Below are 25,507 nucleotides of genomic sequence, written 5' to 3'. Positions count from 1 at the left end.
GCGACGACACACCAAGGGGGAGCAAGCTCATGGCGACGAAGAAGAAGGCCGCCGGCCGCGGCCGCAAGAACGCCTTCTACGCCCAGTCGGGGGGCGTCACCGCGGTCATCAACGCCAGCGCCTGCGGCGTCATCGAGGCCTGCCGCAAGGCCCGCGAGATCGGCAAGGTCTACGCCGGACGCAACGGCATCATCGGCGCCCTCACCGAGGACCTCATCGACACCAGCAAGGAATCGGCCGCGGCGATTAGCGCCCTGCGCCACACCCCCGGCGGGGCCTTCGGCTCCTGCCGCTACAAGCTCAAGAGCCTGGAGGAGAACCGCGCCCAGTACGAGCGGCTGATCGAGGTCTTCGAGGCCCACAACATCGGCTACTTCTTCTACAACGGCGGCGGCGACTCGGCCGACACCTGCCTCAAGGTGGCCCAGCTCTCGGAGAAGATGGGCTATCCCATCCAGGCCATCCACGTCCCGAAGACGGTCGACAACGACCTGCCCATCACCGACAACTGCCCCGGCTTCGGCTCGGTGGCCAAGTACATCGCGGTCTCCACCCGCGAGGCCACCCTCGATGTGGCCTCCATGGCCAAGACCTCCACCAAGGTCTTCGTCCTCGAGGTCATGGGCCGGCACGCGGGCTGGATCGCCGCCGCCGGCGGCCTCGCCTCCGGCCCCGACCTCGAGCTGCCCATCGTGATCCTGTTCCCGGAGGTGCGCTTCGACCAGGACAAGTTCCTGGCCAAGGTGGACGCCATGGTGAAGGCGCACGGCTACTGCACCGTGGTGGTCTCGGAGGGCCTGCGCTGGCCGGACGGGCGGTTCGTCTCCGATCAGGGCATGCGCGACGCCTTCGGCCACGCCCAGCTCGGCGGCGCCGCGCCGGTGATCGCCAACATGGTGCGGGAGGGACTGGGGCTCAAGTACCACTGGGCGGTGGCCGACTACCTGCAGCGCGCGGCGCGCCACATCGCCTCGGCCACCGACGTCGAGCAGGCCTACGCCGTCGGCCAGGCCGCGGTGGAGATGGCGCTGCAGGGGCGCAATGCGGTCATGCCCGCCATCGAGCGCCGCTCCGACAAGCCCTACCGCTGGCGCATCGTCGAGGCGCCGCTCGCGCAGGTGGCCAACCGCGAGAAGATGATGCCCCGGCGCTTCATCTCCCGCGACGGCTTCGGCATCACCCCGAGCTGCCGCGCCTACCTGGAGCCCCTGATCCAGGGCGAGGCCTACCCGCCCTACCGCAACGGGATGCCCCGGTACGTGCGGCTCAAGAACGTCGCCGTGCCGAAGAAGCTGGCGCCGTTCGAGCTCGCGCTGTGAGGGTGCGGGTGCGTTGATCCCGCACCGCGGATACCTATAATGCGCTGACGCGTCCGCCTAAGCACATTTTATCGGTGCATAACGGGTAGGGGGCCCGGACGAAGGCGGTCGCCTCAACCGACCAGAAGGGAGGATCTTCGATGTCCGGCAGTCTCGTCTTCGCGCTCCTGTGCGCGATCGCCGCCGTCATCTACGGCGTCGTCTCCATGCGCTGGATCCTGGCCCAGCCGGCGGGCAACGAGCGCATGCGCGCCATCGCCACGGCGATCCAGGAGGGCGCCCAGGCCTACCTCAACCGCCAGTACACCACCATCGGCATCGTCGGCGCGGTGCTGTTCGTGGTCATCGGCCTCGCCCTGTCCTGGAAGACCGCCTTCGGCTTCGCGGTCGGGGCCATCCTCTCCGGGGCGGCCGGCTACATCGGCATGAACATCTCGGTGCGCGCCAACGTGCGCACCGCCGAGGCCGCCCGCCACGGCATCAACCCCGCGCTGCAGGTGGCCTTCCGCGGCGGCGCCATCACCGGCCTGCTGGTGGTGGGCCTGGGGCTGCTCGGCGTGGCCGGTTACTACGCCTTCCTCGCCGCCACCTCGGGCGCCGAGTCGGTGGACCTCTCGCCACTGGTGGGCCTCGGCTTCGGCGGCTCGCTGATCTCCATCTTCGCCCGTCTCGGCGGCGGCATCTTCACCAAGGGCGCCGACGTCGGCGCCGACCTCGTGGGCAAGGTGGAGGCGGGCATCCCCGAGGACGACCCGCGCAATCCCGCGGTGATCGCCGACAACGTCGGCGACAACGTGGGCGACTGCGCCGGCATGGCGGCGGACCTGTTCGAGACCTATGCCGTCACCGTCATCGCCACGATGCTGCTCGGCGGCCTCATGCTCGCCGATGCCGGCAGCGACGCGGTGGTCTACCCCCTGGTCCTCGGCGGCGTCTCCATCGTCGCCTCGGTGATCGGCACCTTCTTCGTCAAGGCGCGCGAGGGCGGCAAGATCATGGGCGCCCTCTACCGCGGCCTGATCGTCGCCGGCGTCCTCGCCGCCATCGCCTACTACCCGGTCACCGCCGGCCTCATGGGCGACAACGGCACCTACAGCGTGGGCGCCCTCTACGGCTCGGCCCTCATCGGCCTCGCCCTGACCGCGGCGATGGTGATCATCACCGAGTACTACACCGGCACCGAGTTCGGGCCCGTGCGCCACATCGCCGAGGCCTCCACCACGGGCCATGCCACCAACATCATCGCCGGCCTCGGCGTCGGCATGAAGGCGACGGCGCTGCCGGTGATCGCGGTCTGCATCAGCATCTGGGCCGCCTATGCCCTCGCCGGCCTCTACGGCATCGCCATCGCGGCCACGGCGATGCTCTCCATGACCGGCATCATCGTCGCCCTGGACGCCTACGGCCCCATCACCGACAACGCCGGCGGCATCGCGGAGATGGCCGAGCTGCCCGACGACGTGCGCAACATCACCGACCCCCTCGACGCCGTCGGCAACACCACCAAGGCCGTCACCAAGGGCTATGCCATCGGATCGGCGGGTCTCGCCGCCCTGGTGCTCTTCGCCGACTACACCCACGAGCTCACCGCCCACGGCAAGGAGCTCGCCTTCGACCTCTCCGACCACCTGGTCATCATCGGGCTCTTCATCGGCGGTCTGGTGCCGTACCTCTTCGGCGCCCTGGCCATGGAGGCGGTGGGCCGCGCCGCGGGCTCGGTGGTGCGCGAGGTGCGGCGGCAGTTCCGCGAGATCGCGGGCATCATGGAGGGCAAGGCCAAGCCCGACTACTCGCGCGCCGTGGACATGCTGACGCGGGCGGCGATCAAGGAGATGATCGTGCCCTCGCTGCTGCCGGTGCTGGTGCCGCTGCTGGTGGGCCTGATCCTCGGCCCCAAGGCCCTCGGCGGCGTGCTCCTCGGCACCATCGTCACCGGGCTGTTCGTGGCCATCTCCATGACCACCGGCGGCGGCGCCTGGGACAACGCCAAGAAGTACATCGAGGACGGCAACTTCGGCGGCAAGGGCTCGGAGGCGCACAAGGCCTCGGTCACCGGCGACACCGTCGGCGACCCCTACAAGGACACCGCGGGCCCGGCCATCAACCCCCTCATCAAGATCATCAACATCGTCGCCCTGCTCATCGTGCCGCTGCTCTGAGCGGGCGCGACCCTTCATCCCCGGTGCGGGGGCCGGTATACTGCCGGCCCCCGTTTTTTGCGCCGCGCCCAGGGGCCGCGGCGCCGGATCCACGGCAACCGCGGAGGTCGGAATGAACCTGGACCGGGTCGGACCGGGCGAGCACGCCCCGGAGGAGATCAACGTCATCATCGAGATCCCGGCCCATGCCGATCCCGTCAAGTACGAGATCGACAAGGAGACCGGCGCCCTGTTCGTGGACCGCTTCCTCGGCACGGCGATGCACTACCCGGCCAACTACGGCTACGTGCCGCACACGCTGGCCGAGGACGGCGACCCCGTGGACGTCATGGTGATCACTCCGATCCCGGTGATCACCGGCGCCGTCATCCGCTGCCGGCCGGTGGGGATGCTGCGCATGGTGGACGAGAAGGGCCCGGACGCCAAGCTCCTGGCGGTACCGGCCCGCGATCTCAGCGCCCACTACCACCACGTGGACGACCTGGGCGATCTGCCGCGGTCCGCCCTCGCCCCCATCGAGCACTTCTTCGCCCGCTACAAGGACCTCGAGGACGGCAAGTGGACCCGCATCGAGGGCTGGGCCGGCGCCGCCGCGGCACGCGAGGAGGTGGCCGCGGCCATCCGCCGCTTCCGCGAGGCGCCGGTCAAGCCGGCCTTCTAGCGCCGATGCCCGTGACGCGGCATCGCCAGACCGCCCGCGCCTGACCCCGTGCGCATCGCCGTCGTCTCCGACAGCCACGACGATGCCGAGGCCCTCGCCGCGGCGCTTGCGGCGGCCGCCGCCCGCGGCGCGGCCCTCGCCCTCCACTGCGGCGACATCGTCCGTCTCGAGACCGTGCGCGCCCTCGGCAGGCCGCCCCTGCCCCTGCACCTCGTGCACGGCAACAACCACGCCGACCCCGAGGGCTTCCCCGCCTGGTGCGACGGCCGCGACGGCCGCCCACGCTACCACGGCGAGGTGGGGCGGATCGCCCTCCCCGCGGGCCCCGTCGTCTTCACCCACGACCCGGAGGCGGCGCGCCGGCTCGCCGCGCCGGGCTGCGCCCTCGCCGCCTGCGGCCACACCCACGTCCCGCGCATCGAGACCCTGCGCGCCCCGGACGGCGCCCGCATCCTCCTCGTCAACCCCGGCACCGTCGCCGGCCGCGGGGGGCCGGCCACCTGGGCCTTGGTGGACCTCGCGGCGGGGCGCGCCGAGATCCTGCCCACGCCGGGGCGTGACGCGGGCGCCGCCGGCGCCCTACCATAGGGCCCCACGCAGGCGGGAGCGGGACATGAGCGGGCTGACCCACTTCAACGCCGCCGGCGAGGCCCACATGGTGGACGTCGGCGACAAGGACGAGACCCATCGCGTGGCGGTGGCGGAGGGCCGGATCCGAATGGAGGCCGCGACCCTCGCGCGGATCCGCGCCGGCGACCACCGCAAGGGCGACGTCCTGGGGGTGGCGCGCATCGCCGGCATCATGGGCGCCAAGCGCACCGCGGATCTGGTGCCGCTGTGCCACCCGCTGGCCCTGACGCGGGTCGCCGTGGACTTCGCCTTCGAGGAGGACCCGCCCGCGGTCCGCTGCACCGCCCGCGTCGAGACCCGCGGCCGCACCGGCGTCGAGATGGAGGCCCTGTGCGCGGTGCAGGTGGCGCTCCTCACCATCTACGACATGTGCAAGGCGGTGGACCGCGCCATGACCATCGACGGCGTGCGCCTGCTGGAGAAGGCCGGCGGGCGCTCCGGGCACTGGATCCGCAGGGAGGACTGAGGGCGTGCTGCGACGCCTCGCCGTCGCGGCCACCCTCGCGCTGGCGCTCTCCGCGCGCGCCGACGACGTCGACTACGGCGGGGATCCGATCACGCCCGTGCCCCCGCCGCCGCCCGCGGACGCCGCCGCCGAGGTCGGGCGCGCCCTCTTCGCCGATCCCCGCCTCGCCGCCGACGGCAGGCGAAGCTGCGCCGGCTGCCACGACCCGGCGCGGGCCTACGCCGGCGACGGCCCCCGCCCCGCCCACCGCGGCCGCGTCCGCCGCGACGTGCCGACGCTGCTCAACGCCGGCCTGCTCGCGCTCTTCGGCTGGGGGGGCGACGCCCGCCGCCTCGAGGAGGCCGTCGCCGCCTGCCTCGAGGACCCCGCGCGCATGGGGACGGACCCGGAGACGGCGCTTGTGCGCCTGCCCGAGCTCGAGGCGCGGGCGCGGGCGCTCGGCCTCGCCCCGCCCCGCGCGGTGACGGCCCTCGCGGCCTTCCTGCGCACCCTCAACACCCCGGATTCCCCCTTCGACCGCTTCCTGCGCGGCGAGACCACGGCCATCTCCGAGGAGGCGCGGGAGGGCTACCACCTCTTCCGGGACGTCGGCTGCATCCACTGCCACAACGGCGCGCTGGCGGGCGGCAACGTCCGCCAGCCCATCGACCCGCTCGGTGACCTCTTCGACGAGCACCGCGAGGTGAACGCGGAGGACCCCGGTCTCGCGGTGGTCACCGGGCGCGACGACGACCGCAGGATCTTCCGCGTCCCGCCGCTGCGCAACGTCGCCCGCACCCCGCCCTACTACTTCGACGGCTCCATGGAGACCCTCGAGGAGGCGGTGGAGGAGATGGCCGAGCACATGGCCGGCATCGATCTCACGCGGGAGGAGATCGCGCGCATCGTCGCCTTCCTGCGCAGCCTCGACCCCGCCGGCGGGGAGGCGGCCCGGTGATCGGGCCGGGAACGCCGCTGCCGCGCTCGGTGGTGGCGACCACCCTCCTGCTGCTGCTCCTGCTCGGCGGCCTCGCCGCGCAGACGACCTACATCGCCCGCATCAACGCCCGCCACGGGGCCGTGGTCAAGGCCCTGGAGGCCGCCCGCGACGCCGAGCGCTCCCTCGACCGGGAGCTCCTCGTGCTGCGCTATCTCCAGCACCACGACTTCGACCTCGTGCGCGCGGCCGAGGACCGCCTCAGCGAGACCCTCGCCGCCCTCGGCCGGGCGCCGCTGGCCGAGGCGATCGCGGCGTCGCCGGCCACCGCCTACGCCATCCAGCAGGCCGCCCTGCGCTGGTCGGAGATGCGCGCCGACCTGGAGCGCTATCTCACGGAGGTGGCGGGGTTCAAGGTCGCGCTCGCCTTCTTCGCCTTCATGGAGCCGCAGCGCCTCGGCGGGCAGGGCGGGACGCGGCCCGAAACGGCCGCCCGCGTCACCGAGGCCCAGCGCCTCGCCCTGCGCCTCGTCAACAGCCGCGACGCCCGGCTCGCCGCCGGGCTGCTCCGCATCACCAACGGGATCGAGCGGCAGGCTGCGGAGCTGCCGGCGGCCCGTCGCCTGGCGGCCCAGGCCCGCCGCCTGGTCACCCTCGGCGCCGTCCTCGAGCGCCGTCTCGAGCTCATCGAGTCCACCGGCGTCGGTCGCGTCCTCGACGAGGCCCTGGAAGGCTTCCTCAACTACCACGAGCGCGTGGAGCGGAACTCGGAGCGGATGCGCAACCTCCTGGTCGGGCTCGCGGTGCTGGTGTTCCTGGTCCTGACCACCGTGCTGGCGCGCGAGTACGGCATCGGGACCCGGCGCATCGCCGCCGGCGCCGGCGCCTGGCGCGCCCTCCAGTCGCTCAACGCCGCCGTGCTCCTGGTCGACGACCAGGACCGCGTGATGCTCGCCAACGCCGAGGCCGAGCGGCTGCTGGGCCCGCGCCTGGGCGGCCGCCCCCTGGCCGAGGTCCTGCCCCTGGTGAGCGAGGTCACCCGCGCCCCCCTGCCGAGCCCGGCGCGCGAGGCGATCCAGTCGGACGCGCCGGTGCGCTGGCTGCGGGACGTCCGCATCGAGGGAGGAGACGCCTCGGTGGCGGTGGAGGCCTATCCGCTGGTGCGGCCCAACCCGCGCGACACCGAGGGGGCGCTGGTGATGGTGCGCAGGCTGCGCCGCAGCGACCAGCGCCAGCGCATACCGGCCTGACCCCGTGCACGGTGGAAGCGCAGCAACGGGCCCGCTGGTGGTCTCGCTGGCCCTGATCCTCGGCTTCGCCGCCGTGGAGGCGGCGGCGGGCTGGTGGGCGGGGTCGCTGGCGCTGATGGCCGACGCCGGCCACATGCTCTCCGACGCCGGCGCCCTCGCCGTCGCCGCGCTCGCCGCCTGGATCGCGCGCCGCCCGCCGAGCCTGCGCCACTCCTACGGCCTCGGGCGCGCCGAGGTGGTGGCGGCGCTGCTCAACGGGTTCGCCATGGTGGCCCTGGTGATCGGGCTCGTGGTCGCCGCCGTGCGCCGGCTGCACGATCCGCAGCCGGTGGCCGGGGGCACGGTGATGGCGGTGGCCGCGGCGGGCCTCGCGGTCAACGTCGTGGTCGCCCTGCGCCTGAGCCACGGCGGCCACGACCTCAACGTGCGCGCCGCCCTCCTCCACGTCGTGGGGGATCTCCTGGGCTCGGTGGCGGCGCTGCTCTCCGGCGCCGTGGTCCACTTCACCGGCTGGACCCCCATCGACCCCCTGCTCACCCTGCTCATCGCGGGGCTGATCCTGTTCTCCACCGTGCGGCTGCTGCTCGAGGCCCTGCACGTGCTCCTGGAGGGGGTGCCGCACCACCTCGACCTCGCCGAGGTGGGCCGCGCCATGGCCGCCCACCCGGGCGTGGCCTCGGTCCATGACCTCCACATCTGGAGCCTCGGCAGCGGCCAGGTGGCCCTCTCCGCCCACGTGGTGGTGCGCGACCTCGCCGCCTGGCTCGAGGTCCTCCAGGGCCTGCAGCGCATGCTGGCGGAGCGCTACGGCATCGGGCACGTGACGCTGCAGCCCGAGCCCGACGGCCACGGCGTGCCGCTGGCCGCGCTCCGCCGGCGATCTGGCGCGGGCGGTCAGGGGGACGGCCACAGCCCCGTCGAGCCGTAGCGCTCCCCGGTGTCCGAGAGCACCGTGACGACGACGCCGCGGCGCCGCTCGGCGGCCACCTGCAGCGCCGCCCACACGAAGGCCCCCGAGGACGGGCCGACGAAGAGCCCCTGGGCGGCGAGGCGGCGGCAGGTGGCAGCCGCGGCCTCGCTGGTGACCGGCACGCGCCGGTCGATGAGCCCCTGATCGAGGATCGCGGGGACGATGTCGTCGGGCGCGCCGAGGGGCTTGAGGCCCTCGATGCCCGGAAACCGCTCCGGGATCGCGGCCACGATCTCCACCTCCGCCCGCGCCTCGCGCAGGCGCCGCCCCACCCCGGTCAGGGTGCCGCCGGTGCCGACCCCGGCGACGAGGACGTCCGGCGGCGCCCCGGTGCGGGCGTGCACCTGCGCGAGGATCTCGCCCCCGGTGCCCTCGTAGTGGGCGCGCCAGTTGTCCTCGTTGCCGTACTGGTCGCAGTGCCAGTAGCGGTCGGGACGGCGCGCGGCGAGGCGGCGCGCCTCGCGCAGGGCGAAGTCGTAGCCCTCCACGGGGTCGGTGAGGATGAGCTCGGCGCCGTGGGCGCGGATGCGCGCGAGGCGCTCGGCGCTGGCGTTGCCCGGCACCACGAGGGTGACCGGGATGCCCAGCGCGGCGCCGAGCATGGCGTAGGAGATGCCGGCGTTGCCGGAGGAGGAGTCCAGCAGCCGCCGCCCCCCGGCGAGGCGCCCGGCGGCGAGGGCCCGCGTCACCATCCCCGCCACCGGGCGGTCCTTGATGGAGCCGCCGGGGTTGCAGGCCTCGAGCTTGGCGAAGAGCCGCACCCCGGCGGGCAGCTCCGGGAAGGCGAGCTCCACCAAGGGCGTGCGCCCGATCCCGGCCAGCAGCCCGGCGGCGGCCCCCCGGCGCTCAGCCGTCGGCGGCGGCGCAGAAGTGCTCATAGTCCACGTAGCCCGGGAACGGCGCCCCCTCCGCGCAGTAGCGGCAGGCCCGGTCCGGGGCCAGGCGCAGCTCCGTGAAGCGGGCCCGCAAGGCGTCGTAGTGGAGCATGCGCCCGACGAGGGGGTCGCCGAGGCCGAGCAGGATCTTGATCGCCTCCACCGCCTGCAGCAGGCCGATCACGCCCGGCAGCACCCCCAGCACGCCGGCCTCGGCGCAGGAGGGGGCGAACTGCGGCGGCGGCGGCTCCGGGTAGAGACAGCGGTAGCACGGACCGCGCCCCTCGGGACGGCGCGGCCAGAACACCGTCACCTGCCCCTCGAAGCGGTAGACGGCACCGTGCACGTCCGGGATCCCGAGGCGGACGCAGGCGTCGTTGACCAGGTAGCGGGTGGGGAAGTTGTCCGAGCCGTCCACCACCACGTCGTAGCCCGAGAGGATCTCCTCGACGTTGTCGCTGGTCAGGCGCACCGGATGGGGCACCACCTGCACCGACGGGTTGAGAGCGGTGAGGGCCTCGGCCGCGGAGGCCACCTTGGGCATGCCGACGCGGTCGTCCGCATGCAGGATCTGGCGCTGGAGGTTGGAGCGGTCCACCACGTCGTGGTCCACGATGCCCAGGGTTCCCACCCCGGCGGCGGCGAGGTAGAAGGCCGCCGGCGAGCCCAGCCCGCCCGCCCCCACCAGCAGCACGCGGCCGCCCAGGAGCCGGAGCTGCCCCGCCTCGCCCACCTCCGGCATCAAGAGGTGGCGCGCGTAGCGCTCGCGGGCGGCGGCGTCGAGCACCGGCGGGATCTCGAAGGGCAGGCCCTCGCTCTTCCACCGCGTGAAGCCGCCCGCCACCGAACGCACGTCCCGGTAGCCGAGCCGCATCAGGTCCTCGGCCGCGAAGAGCGAGCGGATCCCGCCCTCGCACAGGGTCAGCACCGGCCGGTCCGGATCCGGCGCCACCTCCTCGATGCGCAGCTCCAGGTAGCCGCGCCCCAGCCGCGCCGCGCCCGCGGGGCTGCCCTGCGCGACCTCGTCCGGCTCGCGCACGTCCACCAGCACCGCCCCCTGCCGCTCCACGAGGGCGAGCGCCTCCCGCGGCGTCACCTCCGGGATGCGGGCCCGCAGCTCCGCCAGCCTGCGCTCGGCGATCCGGCCGCCGCCGGTGCCCCCGGCCACCGCCGGGACGATGGCGAGCACCGCCCCGTCACGCACCGGCGCGGCCAGGTCCCGCACCCGCTCGCCGTCCACGAACAGGTTGACGAAGCTGCGCAGCCCGCCGGCCTCGTCCAGGAGGGCGGCGAGGATGCCGGGGTGGTGCTCGCCCAGGTCCGCCAGCACCTCGCCGACGGTGCCGCCGCGGGCGCTCACCTCGTCGGCGCCGCCGGTGTAGCCGCGCAGCGGCGTCGGGATGCGCACGGTCACGCTGCTCATGGCCTCACCTCCTCCTCCTCGAACGCCCGCCCCGCGCCGAGCCGCCACGAGCGCAGCTCGCCCGCCCCGGCCGCGGTGACGGCGACGATGACGTAGGACCACCCGGGCCAGGCCCGGGCCCGGTCCGTCTCCGAGGGCCGGGCGGGGTGGTCCGGGTGGCTGTGCCAGACCCCCACCACGGCCAGCCCCTCGGCCCGCGCCTCGGCGTCCGTGCGCAGGAAGTCCTCGGGATCCAGCTCGTAGCGGTCGCGCGCCCGCGCCCGGTCGAGGTTGGCCGCGCGCACCACGCGCACCACCTCGGTGCAGCCCCCGGCCTGCCGCCCCACGAGCAACCCGCAGGCCTCCTCGGGGTGGGCCCGGGCGGCCCACGCGGCGATGCGGGCACGGAGGTGCCCCGGCAGGCGAAGCACGCTCATGCCCATAGAGTGTAGTCAGGAATTGCGCCGGCGGGGACGGTCCCGCCGTCCCCGCCGGCGCGGCTCAGAAGCGGAAGCCGAGCTCGAAGGCGGCGCCGATCTCGTCGCTGTTGCCGGCCACCGCGAGGTCCGCGTGCACCGCGGCCTCGATGCCGAACCCCGCCGAGTAGACCGTCTCCTCCTCATCGCCCTCGGCGGCGAGGTTGTGGCGCACGCCGAGGCGGAGCTTGAGCACCGGCAGGTCCAGCTCGGCGCCCACCGCCAGGTACTGGGTCTTGCCGTCGAGGCCCAGGGGGTCGTTCTCGGTGAGGTCCAGGTCCGCGGCGATGTGGCCCCAGCGCCAGGAGCGGCCGATGCCGACGCGGGCCTGGGGCTCCACCGAGACCTGGTTGCCGCGCACGGTGGTGTAGTCGTGGGAGAGGAGATTGCGCACCACCAGCCCCACGCGCCAGTCCTCGCCCACGAACCCCAGCAGGCCCGCGTCGAGGTTGAAGTCCTCGAAGCTGCGCCGGCCCTCGTCGACGGTGAAGTCGGCGGTGTCGGCGTCGAGGCGGTAGTCGAAGGTCTCGACGCGCTGCAGCTTCGGGGTCAGGCCCACGGCCCAGCCCTTCTGCTCGCCCTGCAGCTTGCGCGCGACCGCCACCCCGGCCTCCACCACCACGGCGCCGCGGGCCTCCACCGCGGACTGGGGATCGAAGTCGCCGGAGATGAAGGACGGGGCGTCGGTGGGATCCCCGTCGGTGAGGTCCTTGAGCTCGTCGATGTCGGCGGCGGCGACCTCGATGACGCCGCCGCCTGCGGCAAGCCCCGCGGCGTAGACCGCGCCCCCCCACAGCCGGCCCGGGATCGCCACGGAGAAGGCGAGCCCGCCCTGGCCCTGCAGGGGCCGCCCACCGATCCGCTGCGTCCGCTCCAGCGTCTCCTGCGCCGCCGCCTGCACCTGCGACGCGTCGCCGCCCGCAAGCGCGGCATCGAGCCTGTCCACCGCGTCCTGCCAGTCGTCGAGGGCGTCGGCGAGCTCGTCGGGATCGGCCAGCCGCAGCCCCAGGCTCGGCGCCATGAGGCCGAAGTCGTCCTTCTCCCGCGCCGCCGCCATCAGCGCCGGGTTGAAGAAGGGCGCGTGCTCGGGCCGCGCCGTCGCCACCCCGGTCCCGCCCATGGCCATGGAGCGGGCGTCGAAGCTGACGAAGGGGCCGGCCTGCGCCGCCGCCGCAACGAGCACCCCCGCGAGGGCCGTCCCGCCCACGAACCTTCCGCGCATGTCCGCTCTCCTCTTCCGTGTGCCGTCTTCCCCGGCGTGCGCGGACGCACGCCCCCTTCCCCTGTTCGGCCGGTGGCGCGGGATCTTGAGGCTGCGGCTCAGAGCTTGCGGTAGATCTCCCCGCCCCCGGTGCGGAACTGCGCGGCCTTCTCCTCGAGACCCTCGCGCAGGGCCGCCTCGGGGTCCTCGAGGCCGCGCTCGCGGGCGTACTCGCGCACCTCCTGGGTGATCTTCATGGAGCAGAACTTGGGCCCGCACATGGAGCAGAAGTGGGCGACCTTGGCCGATTCCTTGGGCAGGGTCTCATCGTGGAAGGCGCGGGCGCGCTCGGGGTCGAGGCCGAGGTTGAACTGGTCCTCCCAGCGGAACTCGAACCGCGCCTTGGACAGCGCGTTGTCGCGCAGCTGCGCCGCCGGGTGGCCCTTGGCCAGATCGGCCGCGTGCGCGGCGATGCGGTAGGCGATGATGCCCTCGCGCACGTCGTCCCGGTCGGGCAACCCGAGGTGCTCCTTGGGGGTGACGTAGCAGAGCATGGCGGTGCCGTACCAGCCGATCATGGCCGCGCCGATGGCGGAGGCGATGTGGTCGTAGCCGGGGGCGATGTCGGTGACCAGCGGCCCGAGGGTGTAGAAGGGCGCCTCGTGGCAGGCCCCGAGCTCGCGCTCCATGTTCTCGCGGATGCGCTGCATGGGCACGTGCCCCGGCCCCTCGATCATGACCTGCACATCGTGCGCCCAGGCGATGCGGGTCAGCTCGCCCAGGGTCTCCAGCTCGGCGAACTGGGCCTCGTCGTTGGCGTCGGCGATGGAGCCCGGGCGCAGGCCGTCGCCGAGGGAGACGGCGACGTCGTAGGCGGCGAGGATCTCGCAGATCTCCTCGAAGTGGGTGTAGAGGAAGTTCTCCCGGTGGTGGGCGAGGCACCACTTGGCCATGATGGAGCCGCCGCGGGAGACGATCCCCGTGACCCGCCTCGCGGTGAGGGGGATGTGGGCGAGGCGGACGCCGGCGTGGATGGTGAAGTAGTCCACCCCCTGCTCGGCCTGCTCGATGAGGGTGTCGCGGAAGATCTCCCAGGTCAGCTCCTCGGCGCGCCCGTCCACCTTCTCCAGCGCCTGGTAGAGGGGCACGGTGCCGATGGGGACGGGGCTGTTGCGCAGGATCCACTCGCGGGTCTCGTGGATGTTGCGCCCGGTGGAGAGGTCCATCACGGTGTCGGCGCCCCAGCGGATGCCCCACACCATCTTCTCCACCTCCTCGCCGATGGAGGAGCCGAGCGCCGAGTTGCCGATGTTGGCGTTGATCTTCACGAGGAAGTTGCGCCCGATGATCATCGGCTCCAGCTCGGGGTGGTTGATGTTGGCGGGAATGATGGCGCGTCCCGCGGCCACCTCCTGGCGCACGAACTCGGGGGTCACCTCCTCGGGCAGGTTCGCCCCCATGGGCTCGCCCGGATGCACCGGCAGGCCGAGCTCCGCCACCTGGGCCCGCCGCAGGTTCTCGCGGATGGCGACGAACTCCATCTCGGGGGTGATGATCCCCCGGCGCGCGTAGTGCATCTGGGTCACCCGCGCCCCCGGCCGCGCCCGCCGCGGCCGCCGCGTGCCGGGGAAGCGCACCGGCGCAAGCGCCGGATCGGCCGCCCGCGCGCGCGCGTAGGCCGAGCTCGGCCCCGCCAGCACCTCGGTGTCGCCGCGCTCCTCGATCCAGGCCTCGCGCAGGGGCGGCAGCCCGCGGGTGAGGTCGATGGAGACCGCCGGATCCGTGTAGGGCCCCGAGGTGTCGTAGAGCCGGACGGGCGGGTTCTCGGCCGGGCCGAAGGCCGCCGCCGTGGGCGCCTGGGCGACCTCGCGAAACGGCACCCGCAGGTCCGGCCGGCTGCCGGTGATGTAGATCTTGCGCGCGTTGGGGAAGGGACGGACCACCTCCCGGCTCAGGCGCGCGGCCTCCCGCAGGAGCTTCTCGGCGGCGGCGTTCATGGTGCTCACCTCGGGCGGTGGGTCGTGGGGGACGCAGGAGGCGGGCCCGGGAGCTTCCCTACGCCGGCACGACCCGGATCAGGTTCCTGGGGTCTCTCTCAGCCCCGCGCCCGGCCGCGGGGCACCCCCAGCTCCCGCGGCAACTAAAACACACCGCCGCCCTCGGCGCAAGGCGGCCCGGATGCCGGTTTCGGTTGCGCATCAAGGGGAAAGGCCGTACCCTTGGGCGCCGCGTCGCGGTTGTGCGGAGGGGCTGCCATGGACCTCGAGCGGGCGCGCTACAACATGATCGAGCAGCAGGTCCGACCCTGGGAGGTGCTGGACCAGCGCGTGCTGGACACCCTGGCGAAGGTGCCGCGCGAGCACTTCGTCCCCGAGCCCTACCGCGCCCTCGCCTTCGCCGACGTGCAGATCCCGCTTCCCCACGGGCAGGTGATGATGCCGCCGAAGATGGAGGGCCGGCTGCTGCAGGCCCTGTCCCCGCAGCCGGACGAGCGGGTGCTGGAGGTGGGGACCGGCAGCGGCTTCCTCACCGCCTGCCTGGCGGCGCTGGCCGGCCACGTGTACACCGTGGAGATCTTCGAGGACCTGGCGGCGGAGGCCGCACGCCGGCTCGCCTCGCTGGGCATCGGCAACGTCACCGTGGAGACCGGGCAGGCGGCGGCGGGCTGGAGCGCCCACGCCCCCTACAACGTCATCGCCCTCACCGGGTCGGTGCCCGTGCTCGCCGAGCGCTTCCGCGAGGACCTGGCCGTGGGCGGGCGGCTGTTCGCCATCGTCGGCACCTCGCCGGTGATGGAGGCGATCCTGGTCACCCGCACCGGCCCCTCCGACTGGGTCACCGAGAGCCTGTTCGAGACCGACTTCCCGGCCCTCATCGACGCCCCGGCACCGCGCCGCTTCGTCTTCTGAGCCCGAGCGGCCGGGGGGATCCGCCGGATCCCGCGGCGAGACGCCGATGCCGGAGCGAAGAGGCGTGGCGGAACGGACCCCGAGCCCTGGATGCCGGGCGAGTATTTCAGGAGTTCAGAATATGCGGAGATTGATGCTTGCAGCCATGACCTGGGCCTTCCTCGCCGTCCCCGCCCGCGCCGAGGACCTGCTGGCGCTCTACCGCCAGGCGCTCGCCGGCGAACCCAGCCTCAAGCAGGCCGAGGCCGGCCTCGGGGCAAGCCGGGCCGCCGCCCGCCGCGCCCGCGGCGCGCTGCTGCCCGGCGTCGGGCTCGCCGCCGAGTACGCGCGCCAGCGCCAGGACTTCGACGGTACCCCGGAGGAGGAGTTCGACGAGTCGAGCATCGCCCTCAGCTTCACCCAGCCGCTCTTCCGGCGTGACCGGCGCATCGGCCTCGAGCAGGCGGGCACGGAGGTGGCCCGCGCCGAGGCCGAGCTCGCGCGCGCCCGCCAGGAGCTCATGGTGCGGGTGGCCGAGCGCTACTTCGGGGTCCTCGCCGCCGAGGACGATCTGGAGCTCGCCGTGGCCGAGAAGAAGGCCATCGCCCGCCAGCTCGAGCAGGCCCGGCAGCGCTTCGAGGTGGGGCTGATCGCCATTACCGACGTGCACGAGGCCCAGGCGCGCTTCGACCAGGCGGTGGCCGGCGAGATCGTCGCCCGCAACCGCCTCGACGCCGCCCGCGAGGCGCTGGTGGAGGTGACCGGCCCCTACCGCGGCCCGCTGCGCCGGCCCGCCGAGACGATGCCGCTGCTGCCGCCCGACCCGGACGACCCCGAGCGCTGGGCGGAGACGGCGCTCGCCCGCAACCGCGGCCTCGAAGCCCTGCGCCACGCCGTCGCCGTGGCCGAGGCCGAGGTGCGCAAGGCCCGCGCCGCGCGCCTGCCCGCGGTGGATCTCACCGCGAGCGTCAGCCGCCTCGACACCGGCGGCTTCTTCGGCCGCACCGGCGAGACCGGCTCCATCGGCATCCAGCTCACCATGCCCATCTACCAGGGCGGCCAGATCCCGGCCGGCATCGAGGAGGCGGCCCAGCGCCTCGCGGCGGTGCGCCAGCAGCTCGAGGCCGCCCGCCGCCAGGTGGCGCGCGCGGCCCGCGACGCCTACCGCGGCGTGGTGGCCTCGGTCAGCCAGGTCAAGGCGCTGGCCCAGGCGGTGGTCTCCAGCGAGAGCGCCCTCGAGGCCACCGAGGCCGGCTTCGAGGTGGGCACCCGCACCGTCGTCGACGTGCTCAACGCCCAGCGCGAGCTCTTCCGCGCCCGCCGCGACTACCGCCGGGCCCGCTACGACTATCTCCTCAACCGGCTGCGCCTCGCCCTCGCCGCCGGCACCCTGGACGAGGAGGTGCTGGGCGGGATCAGCCGGCTGCTACAGCGCTGAGCGCCGCGGCGGGGATCAGACGCCGTCGCGGATGCGGATCACGCCCCGCAGCAGCAGCAGGTCCTCGGCCACCGGGAGGTCGAAGCCGGTGCGGATGCCGCCGCGGTCGTCGAGGATCAGCTGGTCGAGATAGCGCGCGCAGGGACGCGGCGTCGGCCACAGGGACACGATGGCCTGCGTGATGCGCGGGAAGCGCTCCTCGATCCCGCCCTCCGGCGGCGGCGACCACCATTCCTCCCAGCCCGGCAGGCGGATGTTGAAGCGCTGGCGGAAGGCGGCCGCGGCCTCCTCGAAGGCCTCCCGCAGCCCCTCCTGGCGATAGATCCGGAGCAGGGTCAGCCACGGCGCCGGGTCGCCCTCGTGGCTGCCCCCCTCCCGCACGGTGCGCTCGAGCAGGGCGATGGCCTCCTCCGGGCGGCGAAGGAGGAGGAGGAACTCCGCCCGCACGAGGATGTTGCTGACCTCGGGATCGAGGCCGGCCACGCCCTGCCCGGCGGGAAGGTCGCGGATCTCCATCCCCGCAGGCTCCGCCCGCCCGCCGTCCGCGCCGTCCGCGCCGTCCGCGCCGTCCGCGCCGTCCGCGCCGTCCGCGGGCGGCGCGGGCGGCACCGCCTCCTCGACCCGATCCAGGGCCGCCAGCGGATCGGGCGGTTCGGGCCCGGCGGCCTGCCCGTGGGCGTCCCGCACCGCGCCGTCCACCGCGGGCGGCATCACCGCCGGCACCGGCGCCAGCCCCTCGGCCGCGGTCTCGACCGCCTCGGCCCGCCGGCGGAAGAGGTACATGAGCCCGCTGCCCGCCACCAGCACCACGAGCCCGAGGATCCACCACGCCGTCTCGCCCGCGTCGCCGGCGCCACCCACCGGCGCCGGCCCGGCCACCGCGACCCCCGCCACGGGCGGGGGCGCCGGCGGCTCCAAGACCCCGCTGCGCGCCAGCGCCTCCAGGGCCCGGTTGAGACGATCGAGCTCCCGCTCGAGGCTCGCGATGCGCGCCTTCAGGGCCTCGTTCTCGGCGACGTAGGCCTCCGTGGCCAGGAGGAGCTGCTGCGCGCGCGCCTCGACCCCGTCGCGCCGCCTGGGCCCGCCCTCCTGCGACGCCGTCGCAAGCTCCAGCCGATAGCCGCCCTCCGGCGGCCGCTCAGGCGCCGGCTCGGGCCGCGGACGGGCCGGTGCGGCGGGGGATGCGGGCGCCCGATCCCCGGCGGCGGCAACACCCGGCCGCTCGCGGGCGGGGCGCAGCACCACCGCCGGATCCGGGATCCGCAGCCTCACCCCGGCGGGGAGACGGTCGGGGTTGCGCTCGGGGAAGACCGACGGATTGGCCTCCATGATGGCCTGCACGAAGCGCCACCGCGCCGCCCCCGGCTCGTCCACGTAGCGGGCGGCGATGCGCAGCAGCGTATCCCCCGGGCGCACCGTCCAGGCCGAGGCCGCGGCCTGGCGCGTGCGCGCCGAGCGCGGCGCGGTCTGGGTCCGCGGCCGCTCGGCGCGCGCGAGCGCCGGCGCCAGCGCCCGCGGCAGGGGCGGATCCAGCAGCACCGTATACTCGCGCACGACCCGCGCCTCGCCGGGGCAGGCGAGCCCGAGGGCGAAGACGAGCACCGGCTCGCGCACGCTCTCGCGCGAGCGCACGGCCACGGCACCGCCTTCCAGCGCGGCGGCCAGCGCCGGGGCCGCGGCGGGGACCGGTGCCCGCACCGGCCGCACCTCCACCTCGCACCCGGCCGCCTGCGCCCCCAGCACCGGCACCCGCACGTGGAGCGGCTCGCCGAGCCGGGACCGCACCTCCGCCGGACCGAGGCCCACCGCGCCCGCGGCACCCGCCGCCAGGGCGAGCACGAGCGCCCCCGGGCGCACCGCCCGGGCGCGGGGGACAGGAGCAGACCGCGGGGACAAGCGCACCCTCCCTGCCTACAATGGGGCGGCACCGGCGCCGCTCCATCCCTACAGATCGGCCGGGACAAGATATCAATTAAGCCGATGCAGCGCACCACGCGCCCGCCCCCCTCCTACCCCTGGCTCCTGCGGGCCCTCGCGCCCGTGCTCGCGGGCTATACCGCCTGGCGGGCCGGCCGCCGCGCGGGCCCGCGCTATCTCCGCGAGCGCCTCGGCCTCGTCCCCCCCACCGCGCCCGGTGCGGTGTGGGTCCATGCCGCCTCGGTGGGGGAGGTGGTGACGGCGCGGCCGCTGCTTGCGGCGCTGGCCGCGGGCGGCCGCCGCATCGTCCTCACCACCCACACCGAGACCGGCGCCGCGGTGGCCGCCCGCGCCGGGATCCCGGGGCTTGCGCACCGCTACCTGCCCCTCGACCTGCCGGGTGCGGTCGGACGCTTCCTCGACCGCACCCGCCCGGCCTGCGGCCTCGTGGTGGAGACCGAGCTCTGGCCGACGCTCCTCACCGCCGCCGCCAGGCGCGGGATCCCCGTGGCCATCGTCAACGGCCGCGTCTCCCATCGCTCCCTCCGGGGCGGCCGCTACCACCGCCGCCTCGCCGCCGCCGCCCTCGGCGCCGTCACCGCGGTGCTCGCGCGCTCGGCGGCGGACGCCGAAGGGTTCCGCACCCTCGGCGCCCCGCCCGAGCGCGTGCGCGTGATCGGCAATCTCAAGTTCGCGCCGCCGCCGCAGGCGGCGGCGCCGGCGCGGCCGCTGCCCGGCCCCTTCGTGCTCGCGGCCTCCACCCACGAGGACGAGGAGCGGCGCATCGGCGCGCTGTGGGCCGGGCGCCGCCGCGGACAGGCGCTGGTGATCGCGCCCCGCCATCCCGAGCGGGCCGGTGCCGTGGCCGCCGCCCTCGCCGCCCTCGGGCTCGCGGTGCGCCGGCGCAGCCGGGGCGAGACCGTCGCGGGCGGGGCGCGCGAGGTCTTTCTCCTCGACACCGTGGGCGAGCTCGAGCCCTACCTCGCCCACGCCGAGGTGGTGATCATGGGGGGGTCGTTCGTCCCCCGCGGCGGCCACAACCTGCTCGAGCCCGCGCGGCACGGCCGCGCCGTCGTCGTCGGCCCGCACATGGAGAACTTCGCCGAAGAGACGGACCGGCTGCTCGCGGCCGAGGCGATCGTGCGGGTGGCGGACGAGGCCGCCCTCGGCCCGGTCCTCGATGCCCTGCTCGCCGACGAGGCGCGGCGCCGCGCCCTCGGCCGCCGCGCCCGCGCGGTGCTGGAGGCCGAGGCCGACGTGGTCGCCCGCTACCTCGACGCCCTCGCCGACTGCGGCGTGCTCCCCGCCCGGTAGCCCGCGAGCAGCGCCGACCAGGCGCCCTCGTCGAAGGCGAAGCCCGGGTCCTGCGCCGCGAGCTTGCGCAGCGAGCGGTGCAGCCGCGCGAGATTGGCCTCCGTCCAGGCCCCGGGCGCGCGGATGCGGCCGCGGTCCAGGTCCACCAGATGGACCCCGGCGGGGGCAAGCAGCACGTTGTGGGCGTTGAGGTCGGCGTGGTCCACGCCGGCGGCGTGGAAGCGGGCGATGCACGCCCCCACCGCGGCCCAGGTCCCGGCCTCCAGCGGCCCGCGGGCGAGGCGGGCGGCGAGGCTCAGCGCGCCCGGCAGGTACTCGGTGAGGAGATCGGCGCGGTAGCGCAACCCCCGGCGCACCACCCGCGCCGCCACCGGCCGCGGCACCGCAAGCCCCAGGGCCGCAAGCCGCGCAAGGAGATGCCACTCCCGCCACGGGCGCGAGCGCGCAAGCCCCGTCCACAGGTAGCCGTCGCCGGTGAGCGGCGCAAGCACCCCGCCGCGCCGGTAGTGGCGCAGGACGCATGCGGTGCCGCCGATGCGGACCACCCACGCGGTGCCCCGCCCGCGCAGGCGCGCCTGCACGCGCCCGCGCGCGCCGAGCACGGCGGGCTCGAACCAAGCCGTCTCCGGCTCCTCCCCGCGGGAGGCATCGTATAGGATGTACGCCCCTTCCAGGCGCCGGACCCGAGGCTCGATCACGTGCACCCACCGCAGCAGGGAAGAGTCGCCGCCACCTGGACGGCGGCGGATGCCGAGTCTACCACCGACGCCCGCGCGGGGCGGCTCGCGCCCGCCCTCGCCGCGCTGCGGCTCGCCCTCCTCCTCGCCGCGCTGGGCCTTGCCGGACGCATCCTCTTCCTCGCCGCCCACGCCGGCACCCTGGGCCTCGGCGCCGGCGAGGTGGTGAGGCCGCTGCTCGTCGGGCTGCGCTTCGACCTCGCGGTGGCCGGATTCCTGACCCTGCTCGCGGCCTGGGGGGGCTATCTCGGGCAGCGGCTCCTGGGGCGCGACCCGCGCGCGGTCCTCGCCGCCCTGGGTGGGGCCGCGGCCGCGCTCGTTGCCGGGCTGCAGGTGGGCGATCTCCTCTACTACGGCGAGGCCGGACGCCACCTGGGCTACGAGATCCGCGATCTCGCCCGCAGCCTCGGCGACGTGCTGCGCACCGGGTGGACGCGGGCCCCGCTGTGGATGCTCGCCGCGCCGCTGCTCGCGGCGCTCCCGGCCTGGCTCGCGTGGCGGGCGCTGCGCCCGCGGCGGCCCGCGCCGCGCGGGCGCGGCCTGTGGCCGGAGCTGTGCCTCGCCGCGGTCACCGTCGCCGGCGTGATCGCCGCCCGCGGCGGGCTGCAGCCGATCCCGCTCATGCCCCTCGACGCCCGCTCCGCCGGCGACGCGGCGCAGGCCACGGTGGCCCTCAACGGCGCCTTCAACGCCCTCTACTACGGCATCGGCGGGCGCCACCTGCGCCCCGTGCCGGTGCCGTTCCCGGACGCGGAGGCGCGCCGGATCACCGCCGCCCTCTACCCGCCGGCGGGGCCGCACCCGGCGACGCCGGTGCGTCCCAATATCGTCGTCGTCCTGCTCGAGTCGTGGTCGGCGCGCTTCATGAGCGCCTACGGCTACCCGGCGCCGACCACGCCGGAGTTCGCCGCCCTGCGCGCGCGCGCCCTCACGGTCCCGGCCATGCTCGCCGGCGGCCACCGCACCACCGAGGGCATGTTCGCGGTCTTCTGCGGCGCCCAGAACCCCCTCGGCCAGACCGTGGCGCGGACCAGCTACGAGCACCTGCCCTACCGCTGCCTGCCCCACGTGCTCGCCGGGCTCGGCTACCGCAGCGCCTTCTTCCAGGGGACCCACCGCAACACCTCCGGGGTGGGCAGCTTCGCCCTCGCCGTCGGCTTCGCCGAGAGCTATGGGCGCGAGGAGCTGCCGCCGCCGCGCATCCCCCCCAACGACTGGGGACTGCACGATCCCGACATCTACCGCGCCGCGCTGGAGTGGATGGAGCGGGCGCCGCGCCCCTTCCTCGTCGGCATCAACACCAACACCACCCACGACATCCGCCTCCCCCCGGGGCGCGCGCCCCGCTTCGGGACGGCCTCGGTGCAGGCGCGCTATCTCGACGTCCTGGCCTACGCCGACGAGGCCCTCGGCGCCTTCGTCCGCTCCCTCGAGGCCCGTCGTGCCGCGCTCGGGCCCACGGTGCTGGTGCTGGTGGCGGACCACACCGGCGGCCTGCCGGTGGATCCGTTCTCCCGCTACCACGTCCCCTTCGCCCTCGTCGCCCCCGGCCTGGTGGCACCCGGCACGGTCCGGCGCCCGGCCTCCCAGCGCGACATCCCGGTCACCCTGCTCGACCTCCTGGGGCTGCCCCCGGTGGGACTCATGAGCGGGAAGTCGCTGCTGCGCGCCGACGAGCCGCCGTACTTCGCCGACTACTACCACGCCGGCGCCCTCGGCTGGTGGGAGGGCGAGGGGCTGGTGGAGGTGCCCCTCGCCTCCGCCGCCCCGCCGCGCTGTCTGCGCCTTGCGGGCGCGCCGCTGCGGCCCCGCCCCGCCGCCTGCGGCGCGGAGGCGGGGGCGCTTCGCCGCCGCGCCCTCGCCTTCACCCGCTTCAGCCAGCAGGCGCTTCTGCAGGGGCGCACGGAGGCCTTCGCCCGGCTGCGCGGGGCGGCCGCCCCATGAGCCGCACCGCCCTGCCGCTCGCTGCACCGCCGCGCGCCCTGTGCGTGCTGCGCCTCTCCGCCCTCGGCGACGTCTGCCACACCCTCGCGGTGGTGCGCACCCTGCAGCGGCACTGGCCCGGGACCCGCATCACCTGGATCATCGGGCGCACGGAGGCGGGCCTGGTGGGCGACATCCCGGAGATCGAGTTCGTGGTCGTCGACAAGGCCGCAGGCCCCCTCGCCGCCGCGCGCGCCCTCGCCCGCACCCTGCGCGGCCGCCGCTTCGACGTGCTGCTGCACATGCAGGCGGCGCTGCGCGCGAGCCTCCTCGCGCGCGTGGTCCAGGCCCCGGTCCGGCTCGGCTTCGACCGCCCCCGCGCGAAAGATCTCCAGTGGCTCTTCACCAACGCGCGCATCGAGGGTCCCCATCGCGAGCACGTCCTCGACGGGCTGTTCCGCTTCGCGGAGGCCCTGGGCGTGCGCGGGCGCGATCTGCGCTGGGACATCCCCATCCCTCCCGCCGCCCGCGAGCGCGCGCGCAGGGCCACCGCCGGCCTCGGCCCCTACCTCGTCATCAGCCCCTGCTCGCGCTGGGCCTACCGCAACTGGCTCCCCGAGCGCTACGCCGCCGTCGCCCGCCACGCCCTGCGCCGCGGGCTGGGCGTGGTGATCACCGGGGGGGCGAGTGCCGCCGAGCGCGCCCACGCCGCGGCCATCCTCGAGGGCACCGGCGGGCGCGCCGTGGACCTCACGGGCCGCACCGACCTCAAGACCCTGCTGGCGCTGCTGGAGGGGGCGGTGGCGGTGGTCTCGCCGGACTCCGGCCCCGCGCACTTCGGCACCGCCGTCGGCACCCCCGTCCTCGGCCTCTACGCCGCCACCAACCCCGACCGCGCCCGTCCCTACCTCAGCGCGCGCTGGACCGTGAACCGCTACCCCGAGGCGGTGCGCCGCCTCCTCGGCAAGGACCCCGAGCGCGTGCGCTGGGGCACGCGGGTGCGCGACCCCCGCGCCATGGCGCTGATCCCGGTCGAGGCGGTGTGCGAGCGCCTCGACGCCCTGCTCGGTGCGCGCGCCTGACGCCTTGCCGCGGCGGCGCCGACCTGTCCATACTGGACCCCGGGAGGCACGCGGGAGGACCGGCATGAGCGGGGAAGGACGGGAACCGGACCGGCTCGGCACCGCCTACCACCGCATGGTGGAGCGGGTCCGGGGGATGCTGGAGCGCGCCGAGCACGAGACGGCGCCGACCCTGCGCCAGCTCCTCGAGCGGGCCAAGGAGCGCGCGGTGGAGCTGGGCGAGCTGACGCGGGAGGAGGCCGAGGAGCTCGCCGACTACGTCCGCCGCGATCTCCAGCACGCCGCCCGCTACGTCGCCGAGACCGGCCGCGGGCTCGCCGACTGGCTGCGCTTCGACCTCCAGTACCTGGAGGAGCGCCTGGCCGAGATGCTGCCGCTGGTGGTGGACCGCACCCGCCTGGAGCTCGAGCGCCTCGCCGAGCAGGCGCGCGAGGCCACCGTCTGGCACACGGGCGAGGTGACCGGCCCCGGCACCCTCGTCTGCACCGCCTGCGGCGAGACCCTGCAGTTCCGCCGCGCGGGCCGCATCCCGCCCTGCCCGCGCTGCCACGGCACCCGCTTCCGGCGCCCCGACGACGAGGACGGCGTCGAGGCCGACGGCGGCTGAGCGTCGCTCACCCCCCCGCCCCGGCGGCCGTGCCCGGCGGCTGCGCGGGCGCCCCGTCGCCCGGACGCAGGCGGTCGTAGACCTCGCGGTAGCGGGCGACGCAGCGCGCCCAGCTGCGCTCGGTCTCCACGAAGCGGCGCCCGGCCCGACGCATGGCCTCGGCCTGCGCCGCGGGCATGCGCAGCAGGTCCACCACCGCCTCCGCCAGCGCCGCGGGCGAGTCGGGGGCGAAGAGCCGCCCCGTCTCGCCGTCGCGGATGAGCTCGCGGTGGCCGCCCACCGCCGAGGCCGCCACCAGCCGCCCATGGGCCATGGCCTCGAGGGGCTTGAGAGGGGTCACCAGCTCGGTCAGACGCATGGAGCGGCGGGGATAGACGAAGAGCTCCACGAGATCGTAGTAGGCGCTCACCTCGTGGTGGGGCACACGGCCGACGAGGGTCACGTGGGGCGCGACGTCGGCGCGCGTGGCGCGCTCGCGCAGCCGCTCCGCCTGCGGCCCGCCGCCCACCAGCAGCAGGTGCGCCTGCGGCACCCGGGCGACGATGCGCGGGAGCGCATCGAGCAGCAGGTCCAGCCCCTCGTAGGCGTAGAACGAGCCGATGAAGCCCAGCACCCGCCGCCCCTCGAGGCCGTGCCGGGCCGCCAGCTCCGCCCGGCGCTCGGCGAGGCCCGGCTGGAAGCGCACCGCGTCCACGGCGTTGGGCACCACGGTGACCCGCTCGGCGGGGATGCCGCGCGCGACGATGTCGGCGCGCAGGCCCTCGCAGATGCAGGTCACGGCGTCGGCTCCGCGCAGCACGTGCGTCTCCAGCGCCCGCGTGGCGCGGTAGCGGGGCCCCCAGGGGGTGGCGGTGCCGTGATCCACGGCGGCATCCTCCCAGAACGCCCGCACCTCGTAGACCAGCGGGATGCGGTGCCGGCGCGCCACGCGGAGCGCGGCGAGGCCGTTGAGGGCCGGCGAGTGGGCGTGGAGGATGTCGGGCGGCCCCTGCTCGGCGAGGAGGCGCTCGATGCGCCGCTCGAGGGCGTCCACCACCGCCAGCTCGCGCAGCACCGGGAGCCGCGCCGCGAGGCCCCGCGGCGTCGGGGTGCGGTGGAAGCGCAGCCCGTCCACCGTCTCCTCGCGCTGCGCCGGATCCGGATGCTTGGGGCTGGTGACGTGCACCGTGTCCCAGCCCATGCGCCGCTGGTGCACGAGGATCTCGCGGCTGCGGAAGGTGTAGCCGCTCTGCACCGGCAGCGAGTGGTCGAAGACGTGCAGGATGCGCACCCGTCC

General features: G+C 75.2%; 22 protein-coding genes and 1 riboswitch. Of the genes, 14 read left to right on the top strand and 8 right to left on the bottom strand.

Going from position 1 to position 25,507, the window contains the following annotated elements; genetic code table 11:
• Positions 1-29 precede the first annotated feature (29 nt).
• The 8 genes from EDC57_RS03330 (at position 30) to EDC57_RS03295 (ending at position 8,329) form a co-directional block, all read left to right on the top strand.
• Positions 30-1,319, top strand: a complete 1,290-nt coding sequence (locus EDC57_RS03330) for a 6-phosphofructokinase (RefSeq protein WP_123400213.1) — start codon at positions 30-32, stop codon at positions 1,317-1,319.
• Between the two features lie 140 nt (positions 1,320-1,459).
• The gene (locus tag EDC57_RS03325; protein WP_123400211.1) at positions 1,460-3,478 is read left to right on the top strand and encodes a sodium-translocating pyrophosphatase; all 2,019 of its coding nucleotides are present in this window, start codon (positions 1,460-1,462) and stop codon (positions 3,476-3,478) included.
• A gap of 112 nt (positions 3,479-3,590) precedes the next feature.
• A complete protein-coding gene (gene ppa / locus EDC57_RS03320) occupies positions 3,591-4,139 on the top strand; it encodes an inorganic diphosphatase (RefSeq protein WP_123400209.1) in 549 nt (182 codons plus the stop codon).
• 48 nt (positions 4,140-4,187) lie between these two features.
• Entirely contained in the window at positions 4,188-4,727 is a 540-nt protein-coding gene (locus tag EDC57_RS03315) for a metallophosphoesterase family protein (protein ID WP_170165022.1), read from the top strand.
• Between the two features lie 25 nt (positions 4,728-4,752).
• Positions 4,753-5,235, top strand: coding sequence for a cyclic pyranopterin monophosphate synthase MoaC (moaC, locus tag EDC57_RS03310; protein ID WP_123400205.1), 483 nt, complete (start codon positions 4,753-4,755; stop codon positions 5,233-5,235).
• Positions 5,236-5,239: 4 nt separating this feature from the next.
• Positions 5,240-6,172 (top strand): cytochrome-c peroxidase, encoded by a 933-nt coding sequence (locus tag EDC57_RS03305; protein ID WP_123400203.1) that lies wholly within the window; start codon positions 5,240-5,242, stop codon positions 6,170-6,172.
• Positions 6,169-7,401 (top strand): DAHL domain-containing protein, encoded by a 1,233-nt coding sequence (locus EDC57_RS03300; protein ID WP_123400201.1) that lies wholly within the window; start codon positions 6,169-6,171, stop codon positions 7,399-7,401. The genes EDC57_RS03305 and EDC57_RS03300 overlap by 4 nt, the downstream gene beginning before the upstream one ends.
• 37 nt (positions 7,402-7,438) lie before the next feature.
• Complete coding sequence (locus EDC57_RS03295; RefSeq protein ID WP_211331867.1) at positions 7,439-8,329, top strand: cation diffusion facilitator family transporter; 891 nt, start codon at positions 7,439-7,441, stop codon at positions 8,327-8,329.
• On the opposite strand, the gene EDC57_RS03290 is transcribed toward EDC57_RS03295, so the two are convergent.
• The 5 genes from EDC57_RS03290 to thiC form a co-directional block, all read right to left on the bottom strand.
• Positions 8,296-9,249 carry a PLP-dependent cysteine synthase family protein gene (locus EDC57_RS03290; RefSeq protein WP_123400197.1) on the bottom strand — a complete coding sequence of 318 codons (954 nt, stop codon included), beginning with the start codon at positions 9,247-9,249 and terminating at the stop codon, positions 8,296-8,298. The genes EDC57_RS03295 and EDC57_RS03290 overlap by 34 nt on opposite strands.
• Positions 9,218-10,669: a molybdopterin-synthase adenylyltransferase MoeB gene (moeB, locus tag EDC57_RS03285; RefSeq protein WP_123400195.1), complete on the bottom strand. Its 1,452-nt coding sequence runs from the start codon at positions 10,667-10,669 to the stop codon at positions 9,218-9,220. The genes EDC57_RS03290 and moeB overlap by 32 nt, the downstream gene beginning before the upstream one ends.
• A complete protein-coding gene (locus EDC57_RS03280) occupies positions 10,666-11,085 on the bottom strand; it encodes a M67 family metallopeptidase (RefSeq protein WP_123400904.1) in 420 nt (139 codons plus the stop codon). Before EDC57_RS03280 ends, moeB begins: the two co-directional genes overlap by 4 nt.
• Positions 11,086-11,149: 64 nt before the next feature.
• The gene (gene traF / locus EDC57_RS03275; protein ID WP_123400193.1) at positions 11,150-12,346 is read right to left on the bottom strand and encodes a conjugal transfer protein TraF; all 1,197 of its coding nucleotides are present in this window, start codon (positions 12,344-12,346) and stop codon (positions 11,150-11,152) included.
• Positions 12,347-12,444: 98 nt separating this feature from the next.
• Positions 12,445-14,322, bottom strand: a complete 1,878-nt coding sequence (gene thiC, locus EDC57_RS03270; protein ID WP_123400191.1) for a phosphomethylpyrimidine synthase ThiC — start codon at positions 14,320-14,322, stop codon at positions 12,445-12,447.
• A 50-nt stretch (positions 14,323-14,372) separates the two neighbouring features.
• A riboswitch (TPP riboswitch) is annotated at positions 14,373-14,456 on the bottom strand.
• A 124-nt stretch (positions 14,457-14,580) separates the two neighbouring features.
• Between thiC and EDC57_RS03265 the strand changes: the two genes are divergently transcribed.
• Both EDC57_RS03265 and EDC57_RS03260 read left to right on the top strand, forming a co-directional pair.
• Positions 14,581-15,234 (top strand): protein-L-isoaspartate O-methyltransferase family protein, encoded by a 654-nt coding sequence (locus tag EDC57_RS03265; RefSeq protein ID WP_123400189.1) that lies wholly within the window; start codon positions 14,581-14,583, stop codon positions 15,232-15,234.
• A gap of 145 nt (positions 15,235-15,379) precedes the next feature.
• Positions 15,380-16,651, top strand: a complete 1,272-nt coding sequence (locus EDC57_RS03260; protein WP_170165021.1) for a TolC family outer membrane protein — start codon at positions 15,380-15,382, stop codon at positions 16,649-16,651.
• Positions 16,652-16,666: 15 nt separating this feature from the next.
• Here the strand turns inward: EDC57_RS03260 and EDC57_RS03255 are convergent, their stop codons facing one another.
• Positions 16,667-18,508: a FimV/HubP-related protein gene (locus EDC57_RS03255; RefSeq protein WP_123400185.1), complete on the bottom strand. Its 1,842-nt coding sequence runs from the start codon at positions 18,506-18,508 to the stop codon at positions 16,667-16,669.
• 123 nt (positions 18,509-18,631) lie between these two features.
• Here EDC57_RS03255 and EDC57_RS03250 point away from each other — a divergent pair, with 123 nt between their 5' ends.
• On the top strand, positions 18,632-19,882 hold the full coding sequence (locus EDC57_RS03250) for a 3-deoxy-D-manno-octulosonic acid transferase (RefSeq protein ID WP_123400183.1): 1,251 nt from the start codon (positions 18,632-18,634) through the stop codon (positions 19,880-19,882).
• Here the strand turns inward: EDC57_RS03250 and EDC57_RS03245 are convergent.
• A complete protein-coding gene (locus EDC57_RS03245) occupies positions 19,837-20,580 on the bottom strand; it encodes a 3-deoxy-D-manno-octulosonic acid kinase (protein WP_170165020.1) in 744 nt (247 codons plus the stop codon). The two genes, EDC57_RS03250 and EDC57_RS03245, sit on opposite strands and share 46 nt — an antisense overlap.
• Here EDC57_RS03245 and EDC57_RS03240 point away from each other — a divergent pair, their 5' ends adjacent.
• From EDC57_RS03240 to EDC57_RS03230, 3 genes are all read left to right on the top strand, one after another.
• Entirely contained in the window at positions 20,581-22,563 is a 1,983-nt protein-coding gene (locus EDC57_RS03240) for an LTA synthase family protein (RefSeq protein ID WP_170165019.1), read from the top strand.
• Positions 22,560-23,624, top strand: a complete 1,065-nt coding sequence (locus tag EDC57_RS03235) for a glycosyltransferase family 9 protein (RefSeq protein ID WP_123400177.1) — start codon at positions 22,560-22,562, stop codon at positions 23,622-23,624. Before EDC57_RS03240 ends, EDC57_RS03235 begins: the two co-directional genes overlap by 4 nt.
• A 64-nt stretch (positions 23,625-23,688) precedes the next feature.
• The gene (locus EDC57_RS03230; RefSeq protein WP_123400175.1) at positions 23,689-24,231 is read left to right on the top strand and encodes a zinc ribbon-containing protein; all 543 of its coding nucleotides are present in this window, start codon (positions 23,689-23,691) and stop codon (positions 24,229-24,231) included.
• A gap of 7 nt (positions 24,232-24,238) precedes the next feature.
• On the opposite strand, the gene EDC57_RS03225 is transcribed toward EDC57_RS03230, so the two are convergent.
• Entirely contained in the window at positions 24,239-25,501 is a 1,263-nt protein-coding gene (locus EDC57_RS03225) for a TIGR04063 family PEP-CTERM/XrtA system glycosyltransferase (protein WP_123400173.1), read from the bottom strand.
• Positions 25,502-25,507 lie beyond the last annotated feature (6 nt).

It is taken from the genome of Inmirania thermothiophila (assembly GCF_003751635.1).
Lineage (GTDB): Bacteria > Pseudomonadota > Gammaproteobacteria > DSM-100275 > DSM-100275 > Inmirania > Inmirania thermothiophila.
Note: the sequence above shows the minus strand (reverse complement) of the source record. Positions and strands in the feature narration are given on the sequence as shown.